Source organism: Pleionea sp. WD8-19 (assembly GCF_055326765.1).
The window spans coordinates 125300-141120 of sequence record NZ_JBUZOU010000008.1 but is presented as its reverse complement, the minus strand read 5'-3'; the positions used below and the strand labels follow the sequence as shown (position 1 = coordinate 141120).

Here is a 15821-nt window from a genome sequence, read left to right as displayed (position 1 = left end):
TATAGCAAATACATTGGATTTTTTGGAATTATTTTTTCAAACTCACCGCACATATTTGAACAGCGTCGCAAATTATCCAAATTTGAAATACCTCAAAGTCTCTTAATAAAAACAAAGAGTTAGAGCGCCTTTTTAATAAAAAAGTTAAAGGAGAGTGATTTCCTCTTTAACTTTCAATAAGTTACAAGTATTTTTCGATAAGAACTTCCGCAATTTGAACACTGTTCAAAGCGGCACCTTTCCGAACATTGTCCGACACCACCCATAAATTCAACCCTTTAGGGCTGCTGATGTCTTGACGCACCCGACTGACCCATACCGGGTCTTTACCAGCCGCATGACTGGCAGGCAATGCATATTGGTTATTTGACGGCTCATCCAGCAAAGTAATTCCTGGCGCTTTCTTTAACAACGCTCTGGCATCGTCTACACTGATGGGCTCTCGAGTCTCTAGATGAACAGCCTCTGAATGACCGAAAAACACCGGCACTCGCACCGCCGTTGGGTTCACACCAATGGTCTCATCGCCCATTATTTTGTGCGTCTCCCACACCATTTTCATTTCTTCGCGTGTGTAACCATTGTCCTGAAAGCTATCTATCTGTGGCAATACATTAAATGCGATCTGCCATGGATACACTTTCGTTTCAACCTCTTTTCCATTCATTAAAGCGGCCGTTTGTTTCGCCAACTCCTCAATGGCTTCTTTACCCGAACCAGAGACCGCTTGATACGTCGCGACATTAATACGAGTAATACCGACAGCATCATAAATGGGTTTAAGAGCCACCAACATCTGAATCGTGGAACAATTAGGGTTAGCGATAATACCTCTGTTTTTATAGTTAGCAATTGCATCTGGGTTCACTTCCGGTACAACAAGTGGAATATCATTGTCGTAGCGAAATTCTGAAGTGTTATCAATAACGACACAGCCAGCAGCTGCTGCTTTTGGTGCAAACTCACGACTGATTGAGCCGCCCGCAGAAAAAAGCCCAATATCGGCCTGGCTGAAGTCAAACTTGGCCAGTTCCTGTACTTTTATATTTTTGCCTTTAAAGCTAACCGTTTCGCCAGCCGAGCGTTCACTGGCTAACAAATAAAGGTTTTCAACTGGAAAGTCTCTTTCTTCGAGAATTTCGCGCATGGTTTCGCCCACGGCGCCGGTAGCCCCCACAATGGCGACATTAAATTTCTTATTTGACACTCATTTGCTCCAAAATTTGAGTTTATTCCGACTATGAATCTATTGGGCTATTTTATCGAGGAGCGGTAAAGAAGAGAAATACAATAAGTAACTTTCGGATATACCAACAAAGGAGTCGTTATTCGTTTGCGTCAATGCACCACATCACCGGTCATCATTTGCTGTAACAATTCAGCTTCGCCACGTGAAATTTGGCATTTCTGGACGACTTCATCCACACTGCTTCCTTGCTCAAACATTTCAACCGCTTGTTCAAAACATTTTTCTTGTGTCGACAATTGCTGAATTTCAACGTGAGACCGTTCCAAGTGCTGTAGATTATTTTTTACCTGAAACAACTTACGTCCCAGCCCTAAACTGCCACTTATTAAAGCTTGTTGCTCAGCGGTTAATTGTTCGAGCTGCGCTCGTTGCTCCAACAGGTCCTGTTTCTGTTTACGCAAATACCAAAGGCCAATCAGCTGACTCAGCGCCAGAACGATTAACACAATAATTTCGACAGGCCAGGCTTGCATGATTTCTAATAATCCAGATAATCCAACTCTTGCCACTCTTCTTCTTCGAGCAACTTATTCAAATCAACCAAAATTAACAATTCACCGTCGCGATGCGTCACACCTTGAATAAATTTAGCGCTTTCTTCATTACCGACATTGGGTGCAATTTCAATTTCAGATGCGCGCAAATAAACCACTTCGGCAACGCTATCGACCAAAATTCCGATCACTTGCTGATTTGCTTCGATGATAACGATTCGAGTAGAGTCGGTGACATCAATCGGAGGTAACCCAAACCGCTGGCAGGTATCGATAACGGTTACGACATTGCCACGCAAATTGATAATACCTAACACATAGTTTGGAGCACCGGGAACAGGAGCAATTTCGGTATAACGAAGTACCTCTTGCACCTGCATCACATTGATGCCGTAGGTTTCACTGGAAAGACGAAACGTCACCCATTGTAGTATTTCGTCGTCGTCGCCACCTTTGGACGCTTTACTTTTAAAATCCCCGCTGCTCATCTTTCCCCTGCCATACGAGTGTCAAGAAATTGTCAGTGAAATACCGTCAATCTCAGTTAATGGTAATACAGCAATTATTGTTCCAGAGTCTTAAGTGTTAACAAATTTAACCTGTACTTAAGACTCCGCTATTAAATAATAGACGTTTTTCAAAAATTTAGAGAACCTTGCTGAAAACTATCGAAGCTTGAAGCCTTAGTTATCCCGGTCTGTTTCACGTTTTGACTGCCCGCTGCGATACAAAAGATTGATCAATGAATCCACTTCCAATAACGCACACATATACTGCACCACCATACCGGCAAACCATTCTTTACGCGTTCCTTTTTGCGCCCAACGAATATCATCAATACTTAACATTTTTGCTTCACGAACGTGCGAGCATGCCAGCGCCCAGCGCGTATCATCCAGTAAAATGGCGTATTTGTAGTCGAGATGTTCTTTTATATCCTGGTATTTTTCCGGCATGATAAACAACGCTGTATCCACCAACATAATGTTGCCCTGCTCTGCAGGAATTAAGCCTTTAAACCAGTTCGGTGTACCAAATAATGGAGTAACATCTTCTTCTGAATAGGCATGAATGCCACCAAGCTTGACCAGAGGAACGGCTAAAGGTAATTTTCCAACATCAAATATTAACGTTTGAAACGCATCACCTAGCATTTCTTTGGCGCGTTCTACTTCACGAGTCACATCTTCGGTAAAAAGCGCTTCTGCCTCATCGATCACCTGCTGTTGAATATTGTTAACGTCTCCCTTTAAAGCGGGCTCACCGATAATTTTGTCGGAAGGCGCTTCCTGCTCTAGTTTCACTTTTTCCTCAATTTTTGGCGGTACTTTAGCCGCCAAGGTTTGAGGTATTTTTGCCAACAAATGTTTCACTTGTTGTAGCCGCTCATCGTATTCCGGAAGCGGCAATGGTTGTGATGCTTTAGAAGGATTAACCGGTTGAACAGACGACTTATCTTGCAGGTTCAGTAACGGAACCTTTGGGGTTGAAGGTTGCTCCGAGCTTGACGATGGTATCGTGTTTCCCGTCGCCCCCCCGTGCTCTCGAGAGGTACTCTTGTCCGCTTTCAATGTTTCCGGTGGTGTGAGCATACTGGAAATGTAATCTTCTAGAACACTTTCTTCCTTTGATTTTGCATGTGGCTTTTTCATCGGTTCACGCCACCTGAACCGTTTGTTCGTGTGCTTTTAATGTTTCCAGTAATTTTCGGTAAGCGTAAACGCCACGGCTGTCAGGGAAAAGTTCGTTAGGTACTTTATGGGCTTTGCTCGCATCGCGAAATTTAGTATCGATAGGAATCACTTTTTGCCACAGATGCAATCCAAAATCATCACGCATGTTACGTAACGTTGCAATAGAAGCGCGAGTGCGCCGATCAAACATGGTCGGTACAATTAAGTATCGGATGCTGTGTTTTTGCGCCTTTGTTACCATATTAATGGTGTGCATCATCCGCTCTAAGCCCTTTAAAGCGAGAAACTCAGTTTGAACAGGAATAACCAGTTGCTCGCAAGCTGCCAGCGCATTCACCAACAAAACGCCCAATACTGGAGGGCAGTCAAGCAGCATGTAGTCGTATTGATCTTGATAAAAAGCCTTCAACTTTTTTATTACCAGCCCCATACCTGGGCGTTGACTGAACTTTCGATCCAAAGTCGCCAATGCAATTGATGAAGGGATGAGATCCAGGTTTTTACAAGACGTTTTTAAAACCAATTGTGCGGGCAATTGCGATTTATACTCGGGGTCCAATTCAAAAACATCGTATAACGAGCATTGTAAATGATCCGGGTCGTAACCGAAGTAACTGGTCAAAGACGCGTGAGGATCGCAATCTACCAATAATACATTAGCGCCACTTTCACACAACAAGCCTCCCAATGTAGCAACACTGGTGGTTTTTCCGACACCGCCTTTTTGATTGGCAACCGTCCAGACTTTCAAAACCATACCTGCATACAATGACTCTATTTATTTCCATCCTTCTGGGTTTGCTCTTTGTCTTCTGGCAATTTTTTGCCTCTGATCAATAAGCCGCCACCCGGTAAACGGACAATTTCATACGTAGGCTCCTGCGCTTCTTCTTCCTGAACTTTTTCCTGAGTAACGACAGTTTTATCTTCCACATCGATTGTTTCTGCTTGCTTCTCGGGATCCATAACCGAATCTTCCACAACTCGCTTTGACTCGGTTTTTTCCGGCATTTTATAGCGCGAAACCGCAATGGTGACTCGGCGGTTTTTAGCACGGCCTTCGGCACTGTCGTTATCCGACACGGGTTCGAATTCGCCATGACCTTCTGCCGTTAATCGCTCGGGTGCAATTTTAAATGACTGCAACAAGCGTACCACTGCAACAGCTCTTGCCGCTGAAAGCGCCCAATTCGAAGAAAACCGCTGAGTTTCTATGGGCACATTATCGGTGTGGCCACGCACGCTGATTTTATGTCGGTTTTCGCGAATCGTTTTCGCTATTTCTTCAATCACAATGGCCGCATTTGAGCCCAAATTGTCACTTCCACTTTCAAACAAAAGCGTGCTGCGTAAATTAATTTCGAGCCACTCTTGGCTTTTTTTCACATTGACCAGATCCGCTTTAATCAATTCCGATAATTGTTGCTCTAACTTTTCTTCCATTTCATTAAATTCTTTTTCACTGGCGTAATTGTCCGGTGGAGGAGTATCCGTTTGTTCTGGCAATAAGCCCTGATCGCCTGGCAGGATTTGATTACCCGCGTTTAAAGGATCAAGAGTTAACTCTTTTTTTGTCCGGGCTCCAGGTTCAAATGCCGATACCAATGACTCAGACAATACCCGGTACTTGCCTTCGTTAACTTGAGAAATGGAATACATCACCACGAAAAATGCAAACAATAAAGTGATAAAGTCGGCGTAAGAAACCAACCATCGATCCACCTTTTCCTCTTCGTGATTCTGTCGCAGTCTTAACATAAAGGTTCACACAAAGATCTACAGGTACTAGTTTTGAGAGATAAAGCCCTGAAGCCGGCTTTCAATCACCTTCGGATTTTCACCTTCCGCGATTAATGCAAGGCCTTCCGTCATCATTTCTCGGTACAAACTTTGTGCCTGTACAACGGATTTAAGTTTGTTGGCTACAGGAAGAAAAATTAAATTGGCTGACCCAACGCCATAAATGGTCGCGACAAATGCGGTTGCAATACCGGCCCCGAGTTGTGAAGGATCGGAAAGATTCCCCATGACTTGGATCAAACCCAAAACCGCACCAACGATACCCATCGTTGGCGCATAACCGCCCATAGCCTCATAAAATTTGACGGCTTTCATGGCTTCGCGTTCCGAAACTTCCAGTTCAACAATCATTGAGTCACGAATTTTTTCGGGCTCTCCACCATCAACCAGCAAAATAAGCCCTTTTCTTTCAAACGCACTTTTTTCACGGTCAATGTCATCTTCTAAACCTAAAAGGCCTGACTTTCGAGCAAGCACGCTCCAACGAACCAGCTTATCGATACCGGCTTGCAATTCGATTTTAGGAACTATAAAACTCCAGGAAATCATTTTTAAAGCGCGCTTAAGAGTCGGACTATGAGTCTGCACTAAAACAGCACCCAGCGTGCCGCCAATGACAATGATAAAAGCCGGAAAGTTCAGTAAAGAAGCGATGCTTCCACCTTCAAGAAACTGGCCTCCAAAAATCGCCAAGAAGGCAAACAACAAGCCAAGAAAGGTCAGGCTATCCATTACACAGCCCTGAGGATCTGCTCAGCAAAAGAGTCCACGTTGAGTTCAAGATCGGAAAAACCCGCATTTTTAACCGACATCGGCATTCCAAATACAACACAAGATTCCTCGTCCTGAGTCCAAACCATAGAGCCTGCCTGCTTTAAAATGCGCGAGCCTTCTCTGCCATCGGCTCCCATGCCCGTTAACACAATTGCAAGCACGCCGTTTCCAAACACTTTAGCGGCAGAAGCGTAAGTGACATCCACACAAGGTGCGTATTGCAGACGACTGTCGGTATCTCGAACGCGTAACTTTGCCTGATTTCGACTGCCTTCGATGATCATTTGTTTGCCACCGGGTGCGATATAAACATGACCTGGACGCATCGTTTCGTTGTCGTTTGCTTCTTTTACCTGCATTCCTGTCAAAGTGTTCATGCGCTGTGCAAATGCTCCAGTAAAAGTGCCCGGCATGTGCTGAGTCACCGTAACCGGTAAAGGAAAGTTAGACGGCAAAGCGGTCAAAATTTTTTGAATAGCAACCGGACCACCTGTAGAAGCGCCTATGGCAACCAACCCAAACTGCCCTTTGCGTGCCGTTGGTGCTCTTCTTTGTTCAGCCGCGGGTTTTTGTGGTGGTGCCGTGATCGGCCTTGGTACATGCGTCGATTTACGTCCAATCTCTTTAACTTTTTCCCGTAGTGCTTGTGCAAGTTGTCCGGACGACTGTGAAATACCCTCGTAACTTTTCAGCATAAAGTCGGCAGCACCGGCATCCAGCGCATCCAAGGTCAACTTAGCTCCCTCGTAAGTCAGCGATGAAAGCATCAACGCTTTGGTCGGTGCCACTTTCATGATCTGTTTTAATGCCGTGATCCCATCCATGACCGGCATTTCCACATCCAGTGTGATGACATCGGGTTTCAGTTTTTCTGCTTTTTGGATGGCTTCCTGACCATTATTAGCGATCCCCACCACCTTTATTTCAGGATCAGAGCTCAGGATCTGTGCCACCCGACGACAGAAAAAATTTGAATCATCAACGACTAAAACCGTAATAGTCACTTATTGAAGCTCCTGCATGAAATTTTCATCTCGATTTTTAACCGAGTTGGTACCGAGTGTAATGGTTCAGGACCGTTTGGCGTAGAATTTCAGCAAACTGGGTACATCAAGAATTAACGCAATACCACCATCACTGGTAATGGTTGCACCAGCCATACCGGGTGTCCCTTGCAAGGACTTCCCTAATGGCTTAATCACGACTTCTTCTTGACCTATCAAGGATTCCACAACAAAACCCACTTTATGTGTACCCACCTGCACAATCACAACATGCCCTTCTTCCAACTTCTCATGTCTTTGCTCACCATAGGTCAATAACCAGCGATCGAGATAAAATAAAGGTAATGCCTTTTCACGAACGATTACAGTTTCTTGACCATCGACGACATTAGTTCGCGTAAGATCCAGATGGAAAATTTCATTTACACTGGCCAGCGGTAAGGCAAACGTTTGTTTACCAACCGTTACCATTAATGTCGGTAAAATGGCTAACGTGAGAGGCACTTTAATCAGAATTTTTGTACCTCTGCCTAATTGAGAGTCGATGGTTAGGCTGCCGTTAAGTTGCGTGATTTTGGTTTTTACGACATCCATACCAACACCACGGCCCGAGACGTCAGAAATTTCTTCTTTTGTCGAAAATCCAGCCATAAATATCAGATTGAAACATTCGGTATCGCTCAGACGATCGGCTTGATCGGAGTCCATCAATCCTTTTTCAACCGCTTTACGGCGCAATGCAACCGGATCCATCCCCTTACCATCATCTTCTATTGATAACAGAATGTGATCACCTTCTTGCGCTGCCGATAACACGATGCGTCCAGTTCGAGGCTTGCCGGCGGCTACGCGATCTTCTGGGCTTTCAACACCATGGTCTACCGAATTTCGCACCAAATGAACTAAAGGGTCGGCCAATGCTTCGACCAGGTTTTTATCGAGATCGGTTTCTTCACCAACCAATTGCAAAGTGACTTCTTTTTTCAGGCTTCGAGCCAAATCACGAACCACTCGCGGAAACCGACCAAACACTTTTTTGATCGGCTGCATCCGAGTTTTCATTACCGATCCCTGTAAATCCGATGTCACCACATCCAGTGTCGCAACGGCCTTATTCAAATCTTCGTCTTGATAGTTTTGCCCCAACATTTTTAAACGATTACGAGCCAGAACCAGCTCACCGACCATATTCATAATGTCGTCGAGTCGTGCGGTATCCACTCGAACGGTGGACTCCGCACTTGCCATACCTGACTTGGCGGCCGGCGCTTGGCCGGACTTGGCAGCGGCTTTTGCTGCAGCTGGCTCTGCTTTTGGTTCGGGTTTAGGTGGAGGTGCTGGTTTAGCGGCTGCGGGTTTTGGGGCTTCTTTTGGGGTTTCTTTTGGCGACGGCGTTGAAGGCTCAGACGCACCCGATACGTCTTCGCCAGCACCTGGGCCTTTACCAGTGCCGTGAATTTGATCGAGTAAAGCCTCAAACTCGTCGTCAGAAATGGTATCACCATCACCACTGGCTTTATTTGCAGCCGGTACAGGTTTGGCTTCTGCTGGAGGTTCTGCTTTTTTGGACGGTGAAGGTTCTACGGCCTTCGGTTTTGCGGCAGGACTTCCGTGCAACTCGTCGAGCAAAGCTTCGAACTCTTCATCGGTAATCTCGTCGTTGCTCGAAGCAGCAGTTGAAGTATCTGACTGTGCGGGTTTAGCTTCATTTTCTGTTTGTTTTGGCGCCTCTTGTTCGGCTCCAGCTTTACCATGAATTTGATCGAGCAACGCCTCAAACTCATCATCCGTAATTTCATCACCCGCAGCCTCACTCGTCGGCTCCGTTACCTGAGGTTCAGGTTCTGCTGCAGGTGGCGCGGCGGCACTGCCATCATCGGGCTTGGCAAAAATCTCCAACTGCTGCAAAAAACTTTGCGGTGCAGGTGAAGGCTCATCACCCGCTTTCACTTCATCGAACATGGAGTTGACGTAATCCAACGCCTGTAACACTGCGTCCATCAATTCTGGTTCGGCAACCCGCCCCCCGTTTCGAAGTATGTCGAATATATTTTCAGTTACGTGGCACACTTCGACCATTGCCGTTAAATTCAAAAAGCCGGCACCACCTTTTACCGTGTGGAATCCACGAAATATCGCATTAAGCAGATCCATGTCTTCGGGGTTGTTTTCCAACGTCACCAATTGCTCAGACAAAGTCTCCAGTATTTCACTGGCTTCGATTAAAAAATCCTGTAAGATTTCTTCATCGGCATCAATTGCCATTGGCAACTCCTCTAGAATCCCAAGCTGGAAAGAAGATCGTCCACATCGTCCTGATTGGTCAATACGTCTTCTCTGTTTTTATCAATTATCGGACCTTCGGCGCCTTCCACTTTTGTCGGTTCAGCTTGAGCTTTACGATATTCGTCTGCACTACCAAACATTTTAATCAGTGCGACCAGATTATCTTCTACCTCTTGTACCAGCGTAATAACACGGCGAATCACTTGCCCGGTTAAGTCTTGATAATCTTGAGCAACCATCACATCGGTCAGTTTGGTATTGAGTTCTGCTGAATCTTCAGAAACCTTTTTAAGGAAATCTTCAACACGAGCAGCCAATTTGCGAAACTCACCCGGCTTTAACTCTCGCCGATAGAGTCGCTCCCAATCATCGTGTAATTCGTTTGCCAGGTTTTGAATATTTTGCGAAATAGGAATGCAGGCTTCCACCGAATCCATGGTTTTATTGGCTGCGTTTTCAGTGGTTTCGATTACGTAGTTAAGACGCTCTTTAGCATCGGGAATATCGTGCGCCGCGAGCCCGGCGATTTTGTTGTCGAGTTGAAAATTTGCCAAAGCTTCGTGTAATTGACGCGTTAATTTACCCACTTCTGCAAACAGGCTCGCTTCTCGTATTTGTGAAAGACCATCAATAGCCTCTCTTGCATTATCGTAGTCTCCTTTCTCCAAGCATTGAATCAGTTTTCGTGCTTTCTCCAAGGTAACATCGGCCATCAATTTGTCATGAGTCTCCATCAGCTGCTCCGCTAGTTACCTTCGATTCGCTCGAAAATTTTGTCAATTTTCTCTTTAAGCGTGCCCGCAGTGAATGGTTTAACTATGTAACCGTTAACCCCTGCTTGAGCTGCTTCCACAATTTGTTCACGCTTAGCTTCGGCGGTAACCATAAGCACTGGAAGATCTTTTAAATTGGGATCAGCACGAACATTTTTTAACAGATCGATGCCCTGCATTCCTGGCATGTTCCAATCGGTGACGAGAAAGTCGAAATCCCCAGTTTGTAACATGGGCAACGCAGTCTGGCCGTCATCCGCTTCTTGGGTATTTGTAAACCCCAAGTCACGAAGCAGGTTTTTTACAATCCGCCTCATAGTCGAAAAGTCGTCAACTATGAGAATTTTCATATTTTTGTCCAAGGAAGACCTCCCCTCTCATCTTTTCACTTAGCGGCTTTCGACTTGTTTAGCTCCACTACTCTCCAAGATAAAGTTAGTCAAAATTATCTATTTACGCCAATCTCTTAATCGGCTTTGTAACCTTATCATTGCCTGGCTATTGATCTGGCTGATGCGCGATTCACTGACCCCCATAACTTCGCCGATTTCCTTTAAGTTCAGTTCTTCATCATAGTAAAGTGCTAAAACCAGACGTTCACGCTCCGGTAAGCTGCTTATCGCAGAAGCCAAACAATCACGAAAATCTCTTGACTGTAATCCTTCATAGGGATTTTCAGATTGAGATGAAGCAGAAAGACCTTCACTGAAATGATCTTCAGACAACCCTAAATCTTCAAAGTCGAGTATGTGGCCGTTAGCGGACTCCATGAGCATAATGCGGTAATCTTCCAACTCTATTTCCAGTGCAGCAGCAACTTCGGTGTCACGAGCATCACGCCCGGTACTCTGTTCAATTTCCGCAATTTTCTGGGCGATCAACCGTGTATTTCGATGAACCGAACGTGGTACCCAGTCGCCACGACGAATTTCGTCGATCATTGCCCCTCGAATTCGGATACCGGCAAACGTTTCGAAGCTAGCGCCTTTGGTCGCGTCAAAATTATTGGCCGCTTCCAATAGGCCTATCATTCCAGCTTGCATTAAGTCTTCTACTTGCACACTCGAAGGGAGACGAGACATTAAATGATGGGCAATACGTTTCACCAAAGGCGCATAACGCTCGGTAATGTCCTGTTGATTAGCACCGATTTTTTTATAGGTGTCAATGCCTGTCACTTAACCCACCTGATTGTATTTTCGTGGTGAAAAAGCTGCTGAGTGAATCCTACAGCTGACGGTTCATTTTTTCATTTTATCTTTTCAAATTAGACCATGGCATCTTGATGCACCAGCCGCTCCATAAAAAACTCAATGTGTCCGCTGGCATTCATGGGAATCGGCCAATCTTCCACCTTTTTTGCCAACGAGCGAAGCGCGACCGATGCCGGTGATCGCGGAAACAGCTCAATCAAGGCTTTTTGTTTTTTGATCGCTTTCCTAACATTTTCATCAAAAGGTACAGAGCCAACGTAATCCAACATGACATCCAGAAATCGGTCGGTCACCTTACTCAACTTATTGAATATTTCGCGCCCTTCTTGCGGTGTTCGAACCATATTAGCAACAATTCGAAAGCGATCCAGCTGGTGATCGCGATTTAACACCTTCATTAACGCGTAAGCATCTGTAATCGATGTCGGCTCATCGCATACAACAACCAATATATCTTGCGCTGCTCGAGTAAATGAAATGACGTTGTCAGAAATTCCGGCGGCGGTATCCACTAATAGATAATCGAGATTTTGACCGATGTCGCTGAATGCACGAATGATCCCAGCATGCTCTACTGCGCTCAACTCGGCCATTTTTTGAGTACCGGAAGACGCGGGAATAACCTGAATACCGGATGGCCCACGCAACACAATGTCTCTTAATTCACATTCACCATTTAAAACGTGTTTAATATTTCGATTTACCTTGAGCCCAAGCATAACATCCACATTCGCCAACCCAAGGTCGGCATCGAGCAGCATAACTCGCCTGCCCAAGCTGCTTAAGTGAATGGCGAGGTTTACCGATACATTCGTTTTCCCAACACCACCTTTTCCACCAGTAATGGCTATTACTTTTACGGGTTTACTCGATGTCATTAATCTGAGTCCTGCCGCCTGATCGTTACACTGACGTGTTGAAGTGCTACCGGATAGGCCAAACATCATTAACTTCCTGTAGCTTTATGTGGCTCCGCTTGTTGATGACGATGCCGGGCGAGCCAAACCATTTTTGAAACCAGATGGTGCGCCCGTGCAACACGAATATCTTCCGGCACACGCTGACCATCGGTGGTGTAAAGCACCATCAATTCATTTTCTATTATAGTCGATATAATTTCACCCAAACTGACCGCTTCATCCAACTTAGTTAACAAGCAGCCTTGTAAGTGAAACGGCTTGAACAGTCGAATTGCATCCTGCAACACTCGCAGCTGCGCGGTCGCGGACAGTACCAGGTAATGTTTTATTGTAATGTTGTCGTTAGCGAGACATTGCATTTGTTGACTCATACGTTCGTCACGTTGGCTCATACCCGCAGTATCGATTAATATCAAACGACGATCGGAAAGCTGAAACAATGTTTCACGTAATTGTTTTTCGTCATCCACCACTCGAACAGGAATTTGTAAAATACGGCCGAACGTTCGGATTTGTTCATGAGCCGCTATGCGAAAATTATCAGTGGTGACCAACGCAACACTGTCACGGCCGTGCTTTAAAACCTGTCGAGCAGCGAGCTTGGCAATGGTTGTCGTTTTACCGACTCCTGTAGGGCCCACCAGTGCAACCACACCACCGTTTTCAAGTATATCGTTATCGCCTACCTGAATACGCTTCGACAATAATGCCAATGCTTTTTGCCAAGCGCATTCGTAATCCGTTTCCTGCTCGCACGTTGTTATGACGGGTTCAATTAATTCGTTGTTCAATCCCAATTGACTCAACTCTCGTCTTAAACCGGCCCCCAAAGGAGACAGTTGCGATTGTTTATCCCAGGCCAGTTTCGAAACCTGCTCCTGCAATAATCCTCGTAATAAATTTAACTCCTCGCGCATAGCAACCAGTGTTGGCTCCTGACTCCATTCGATGTTTGGAAATGAACCGGCTTTTGAGGACGCATCCGATTCGTCTTCAAGCTCAAGTGTTTGCTCTTTTACCTGTTTTTTTGATTGATTAACCTGAGACAGATCGAAATGATCCGTGCGACTCTCTTCCATTCCAGCTGCCAAAGCTTGTGTTTTTTGCAGGAAAGCTTCGAGGTTGGCTTCGGTTATATTTTGTTGCCGCTGAGAAAATGTTTGGCTATGTGGTCGATGCGCGTGATTCAGTTCTGAGGTATGCTGAACAAAGGATGAGCTTCGTTTTATTTGAGCGTCTTGTCGATAATCTTGTGTTGAATTACTTCGATCGCTATGAGACGTTTTATCATTAACGTTTCGTCGCACCGCCAGTTGCTCTCGTGCTTGTAATAAGGCTTCGTCATAATCAGTTGCAGCGACCAGTTCAACACCACCAGTCACCTTGTTGGTCGATAAAATGGCGGCATCAGCCCCCAGCTCCTGCGTAACCTGTTTCAATGCGGAGCGCATGTCTTTTGCTATAAACCGTCTGATCTTCATTGTGGTTGCCTGTTTCAGAACTTCATTACTGTCCTACCGTAGCGACAACGCGCACTTGTTTGTTATCGGGAATTTCTTGAAAACTCAATACATGCAAACCCGGAATACCAAATCGCGCAAAATGCGCCAAACTGCTTCGCAAACCTGGCGAGGTTAATAAAATGGCTGGTTTACCTGCGGCCTCCTGATTTTCAGCCGCTTGTTTGAGCGATTGCTGTAACTTTTCCGCAAGCCCCGGTTCAATATTAACGCTCTCGTCACCACTGGTTTGTAACGACTGATGCAATAGCTGTTCCAGATTTGGGTCTAGCGTAATGACAGGAAGTTCTGGCTCTAATCCATTGATATTCTGAATAATTAATCGGTTAAGTGCGATTCGAACCGCCGCAGTAAGAACGGCGGGATCTTGACTCCGCGAGCTGTACTCCGCCAAAGTTTCGGCGATGGTACGCATGTCTCTAATGGGAACCTGTTCTAACAACAGGTTTTGTAACACCTTAACCACCGTACCTAAAGACAAGGCATCCGGCACCAGGTTTTCAACCAGTTTCGGTGCGGTTTTCGATAGCTTTTGCAACAAATGTTCGACTTCTTCATGACCGAGCAATTCACTGCCATGAGACTGTATTAATTGACTCAGATGAGTAGCGACTACGGTACTGGCATCCACTACCGTATACCCCATCGATTGCGCCTGCTCTTTCTGCCCGCTTTCAATCCAAACGGCTTCCAGTCCAAACGCAGGATCATGAGTTTTAATCCCTTGAATTTCACCAAACACCTGTCCAGGATTGATCGCCATTTCTCGATCGGGATAAATTTCTGCTTCACCAACTGCAACACCCATTAACGTAATTCGATAAGCATTGGGCGCTAAATCCAGGTTATCTCGAATATGTACCGGCGGCACCAAAAAGCCCAGCTCTTGCGATAATTTTTTTCGTACCCCTTTTACTCGTCCCATGAGTTTGCCATCTTGAGTTTGATCAACAAGTGGAATCAATCGATAACCAACTTCAAGTCCTATTGGATCGACTGGTGGAACATCATCCCACGATAACTCTTTCAGTTTCGGTTCTGTTGAAGGTACCTCTTTTTCAATACGCGCTGCTTCCTCTTCTTCTTTTACTTTTTCTTTTGCTCGACGGTCGATTAAATAGGCTATCCCTCCGGCAAGAAATGCCAGAAACAAAAATGCCACATGAGGCATACCAGGAATACTACCCATTACAGCAAGTATGGAAGCAGCAATATACAAGGCTTTTGGTTTAGTAAAAAGCGACCCCATTACCTGACTGCTCATATCGTTTGCAGTATTTTGTCGCGTCACCATAATCGCAGCAGAGGTTGACAGTAATAACGCAGGAATTTGCGCAACCAAACCATCACCTATCGTTAATAGAACATAAAACTGCATAGCGGTAGCAAAATCCAGGTTATGCTGTACCATGCCAATCGCCACACCACCAACAATGTTGATCAACAGAATGAGTAATCCGGCAACCGCGTCACCGCGTACAAATTTTGATGCACCATCCATTGCGCCATAAAAATCCGCTTCTTGCGACACTTCGGCACGCCTATCACGAGCTTCTTCTTGAGTTAATAACCCGGCATTCAGATCCGCATCAATTGCCATTTGCTTGCCCGGCATGGCATCTAATGTAAACCTTGCACTGACTTCTGAAATCCGGCCAGCGCCTTTAGTCACAACAACGAAATTTATGATAACCAAAATAGCAAACACGACCAGACCAACCGTGTAGTTCCCACCAACAACGACCGAACCGAAAGATTCAATCACACTACCAGCCGCTCCCGGTCCGGTATGACCGTTGAGCAACACCACGCGCGTAGACGCTACATTTAACGCCAGCCTTAATAAAGTTGTGATCAGTAATACTGTTGGAAACGCAGCAAACTCAAGTGGACGCAGCGTATAAACCGTCGCGAGTAAAATAACCAGTGCCAGAGTGATATTGAAAGTGAAAAATAAATCGAGCATTAATGGTGGTAATGGCAATGTCATCATCGCCAAAATCATCAATACCAAGATGGGTATACCTGCACCACTGGGCGTGAATGATTTAAATCGGTTTCCCGCTATTTCTGCCACAAAAACTCCTGATTAC

15 protein-coding genes are annotated in these 15821 nt (G+C 45.4%); all 15 read right to left on the bottom strand.

Going from position 1 to position 15821, the window contains the following annotated elements:
- Positions 1 to 181: 181 nt before the first annotated feature.
- The 15 genes from ACTUJY_RS11845 to flhA all read right to left on the bottom strand — a co-directional run bounded on the left by ACTUJY_RS11845 (position 182) and on the right by flhA (position 15805).
- The gene (locus tag ACTUJY_RS11845) at positions 182 to 1207 is read right to left on the bottom strand and encodes an aspartate-semialdehyde dehydrogenase (RefSeq protein ID WP_463616300.1); all 1026 of its coding nucleotides are present in this window, start codon (positions 1205 to 1207) and stop codon (positions 182 to 184) included.
- A 131-nt stretch (positions 1208 to 1338) separates the two neighbouring features.
- Positions 1339 to 1758: a DUF2802 domain-containing protein gene (locus tag ACTUJY_RS11840; protein WP_463616299.1), complete on the bottom strand. Its 420-nt coding sequence runs from the start codon at positions 1756 to 1758 to the stop codon at positions 1339 to 1341.
- A complete protein-coding gene (locus tag ACTUJY_RS11835) occupies positions 1728 to 2231 on the bottom strand; it encodes a chemotaxis protein CheW (protein WP_463616298.1) in 504 nt (167 codons plus the stop codon). The genes ACTUJY_RS11840 and ACTUJY_RS11835 overlap by 31 nt, the downstream gene beginning before the upstream one ends.
- A 195-nt stretch (positions 2232 to 2426) precedes the next feature.
- On the bottom strand, positions 2427 to 3395 hold the full coding sequence (locus ACTUJY_RS11830; protein ID WP_463616297.1) for a chemotaxis protein CheW: 969 nt from the start codon (positions 3393 to 3395) through the stop codon (positions 2427 to 2429).
- A gap of 4 nt (positions 3396 to 3399) precedes the next feature.
- Positions 3400 to 4194 carry a ParA family protein gene (locus ACTUJY_RS11825; protein ID WP_463616296.1) on the bottom strand — a complete coding sequence of 265 codons (795 nt, stop codon included), beginning with the start codon at positions 4192 to 4194 and terminating at the stop codon, positions 3400 to 3402.
- Positions 4195 to 4211: 17 nt separating this feature from the next.
- Positions 4212 to 5195, bottom strand: a complete 984-nt coding sequence (motD, locus tag ACTUJY_RS11820; protein WP_463616295.1) for a flagellar motor protein MotD — start codon at positions 5193 to 5195, stop codon at positions 4212 to 4214.
- A 27-nt stretch (positions 5196 to 5222) separates the two neighbouring features.
- Positions 5223 to 5969 (bottom strand): flagellar motor protein, encoded by a 747-nt coding sequence (locus tag ACTUJY_RS11815; protein ID WP_463616294.1) that lies wholly within the window; start codon positions 5967 to 5969, stop codon positions 5223 to 5225.
- Positions 5969 to 7015, bottom strand: coding sequence for a protein-glutamate methylesterase/protein-glutamine glutaminase (locus ACTUJY_RS11810; RefSeq protein ID WP_463616293.1), 1047 nt, complete (start codon positions 7013 to 7015; stop codon positions 5969 to 5971). Before ACTUJY_RS11810 ends, ACTUJY_RS11815 begins: the two co-directional genes overlap by 1 nt.
- A 66-nt stretch (positions 7016 to 7081) precedes the next feature.
- Positions 7082 to 9280 carry a chemotaxis protein CheA gene (locus ACTUJY_RS11805; protein ID WP_463616292.1) on the bottom strand — a complete coding sequence of 733 codons (2199 nt, stop codon included), beginning with the start codon at positions 9278 to 9280 and terminating at the stop codon, positions 7082 to 7084.
- Positions 9281 to 9291: 11 nt separating this feature from the next.
- Positions 9292 to 10035 (bottom strand): protein phosphatase CheZ, encoded by a 744-nt coding sequence (locus ACTUJY_RS11800; protein WP_463616291.1) that lies wholly within the window; start codon positions 10033 to 10035, stop codon positions 9292 to 9294.
- A gap of 11 nt (positions 10036 to 10046) precedes the next feature.
- Complete coding sequence (gene cheY / locus ACTUJY_RS11795; RefSeq protein ID WP_463616290.1) at positions 10047 to 10424, bottom strand: chemotaxis response regulator CheY; 378 nt, start codon at positions 10422 to 10424, stop codon at positions 10047 to 10049.
- 99 nt (positions 10425 to 10523) lie between these two features.
- Complete coding sequence (locus tag ACTUJY_RS11790) at positions 10524 to 11243, bottom strand: RNA polymerase sigma factor FliA (protein ID WP_463616354.1); 720 nt, start codon at positions 11241 to 11243, stop codon at positions 10524 to 10526.
- A 98-nt stretch (positions 11244 to 11341) separates the two neighbouring features.
- Positions 11342 to 12166, bottom strand: coding sequence for a MinD/ParA family protein (locus ACTUJY_RS11785; RefSeq protein WP_463616353.1), 825 nt, complete (start codon positions 12164 to 12166; stop codon positions 11342 to 11344).
- Positions 12167 to 12234: 68 nt separating this feature from the next.
- Positions 12235 to 13689, bottom strand: coding sequence for a flagellar biosynthesis protein FlhF (gene flhF, locus ACTUJY_RS11780; RefSeq protein WP_463616289.1), 1455 nt, complete (start codon positions 13687 to 13689; stop codon positions 12235 to 12237).
- A gap of 25 nt (positions 13690 to 13714) precedes the next feature.
- Positions 13715 to 15805: a flagellar biosynthesis protein FlhA gene (flhA, locus tag ACTUJY_RS11775; protein WP_463616288.1), complete on the bottom strand. Its 2091-nt coding sequence runs from the start codon at positions 15803 to 15805 to the stop codon at positions 13715 to 13717.
- Positions 15806 to 15821 lie beyond the last annotated feature (16 nt).

Coding starts and splice junctions, on each gene's coding strand:
- motD (WP_463616295.1), bottom strand. CDS start 5,195: ATGTTAAGACTGCGACAGAATCACGAAGAGGAAAAGGTGGATCGATGG.
- ACTUJY_RS11805 (WP_463616292.1), bottom strand. CDS start 9,280: ATGGCAATTGATGCCGATGAAGAAATCTTACAGGATTTTTTAATCGAA.
- ACTUJY_RS11825 (WP_463616296.1), bottom strand. CDS start 4,194: ATGGTTTTGAAAGTCTGGACGGTTGCCAATCAAAAAGGCGGTGTCGGA.
- cheY (WP_463616290.1), bottom strand. CDS start 10,424: ATGAAAATTCTCATAGTTGACGACTTTTCGACTATGAGGCGGATTGTA.
- ACTUJY_RS11830 (WP_463616297.1), bottom strand. CDS start 3,395: ATGAAAAAGCCACATGCAAAATCAAAGGAAGAAAGTGTTCTAGAAGAT.
- ACTUJY_RS11800 (WP_463616291.1), bottom strand. CDS start 10,035: ATGGAGACTCATGACAAATTGATGGCCGATGTTACCTTGGAGAAAGCA.
- ACTUJY_RS11835 (WP_463616298.1), bottom strand. CDS start 2,231: ATGAGCAGCGGGGATTTTAAAAGTAAAGCGTCCAAAGGTGGCGACGAC.
- flhF (WP_463616289.1), bottom strand. CDS start 13,689: ATGAAGATCAGACGGTTTATAGCAAAAGACATGCGCTCCGCATTGAAA.
- ACTUJY_RS11815 (WP_463616294.1), bottom strand. CDS start 5,969: ATGGATAGCCTGACCTTTCTTGGCTTGTTGTTTGCCTTCTTGGCGATT.
- ACTUJY_RS11785 (WP_463616353.1), bottom strand. CDS start 12,166: ATGACATCGAGTAAACCCGTAAAAGTAATAGCCATTACTGGTGGAAAA.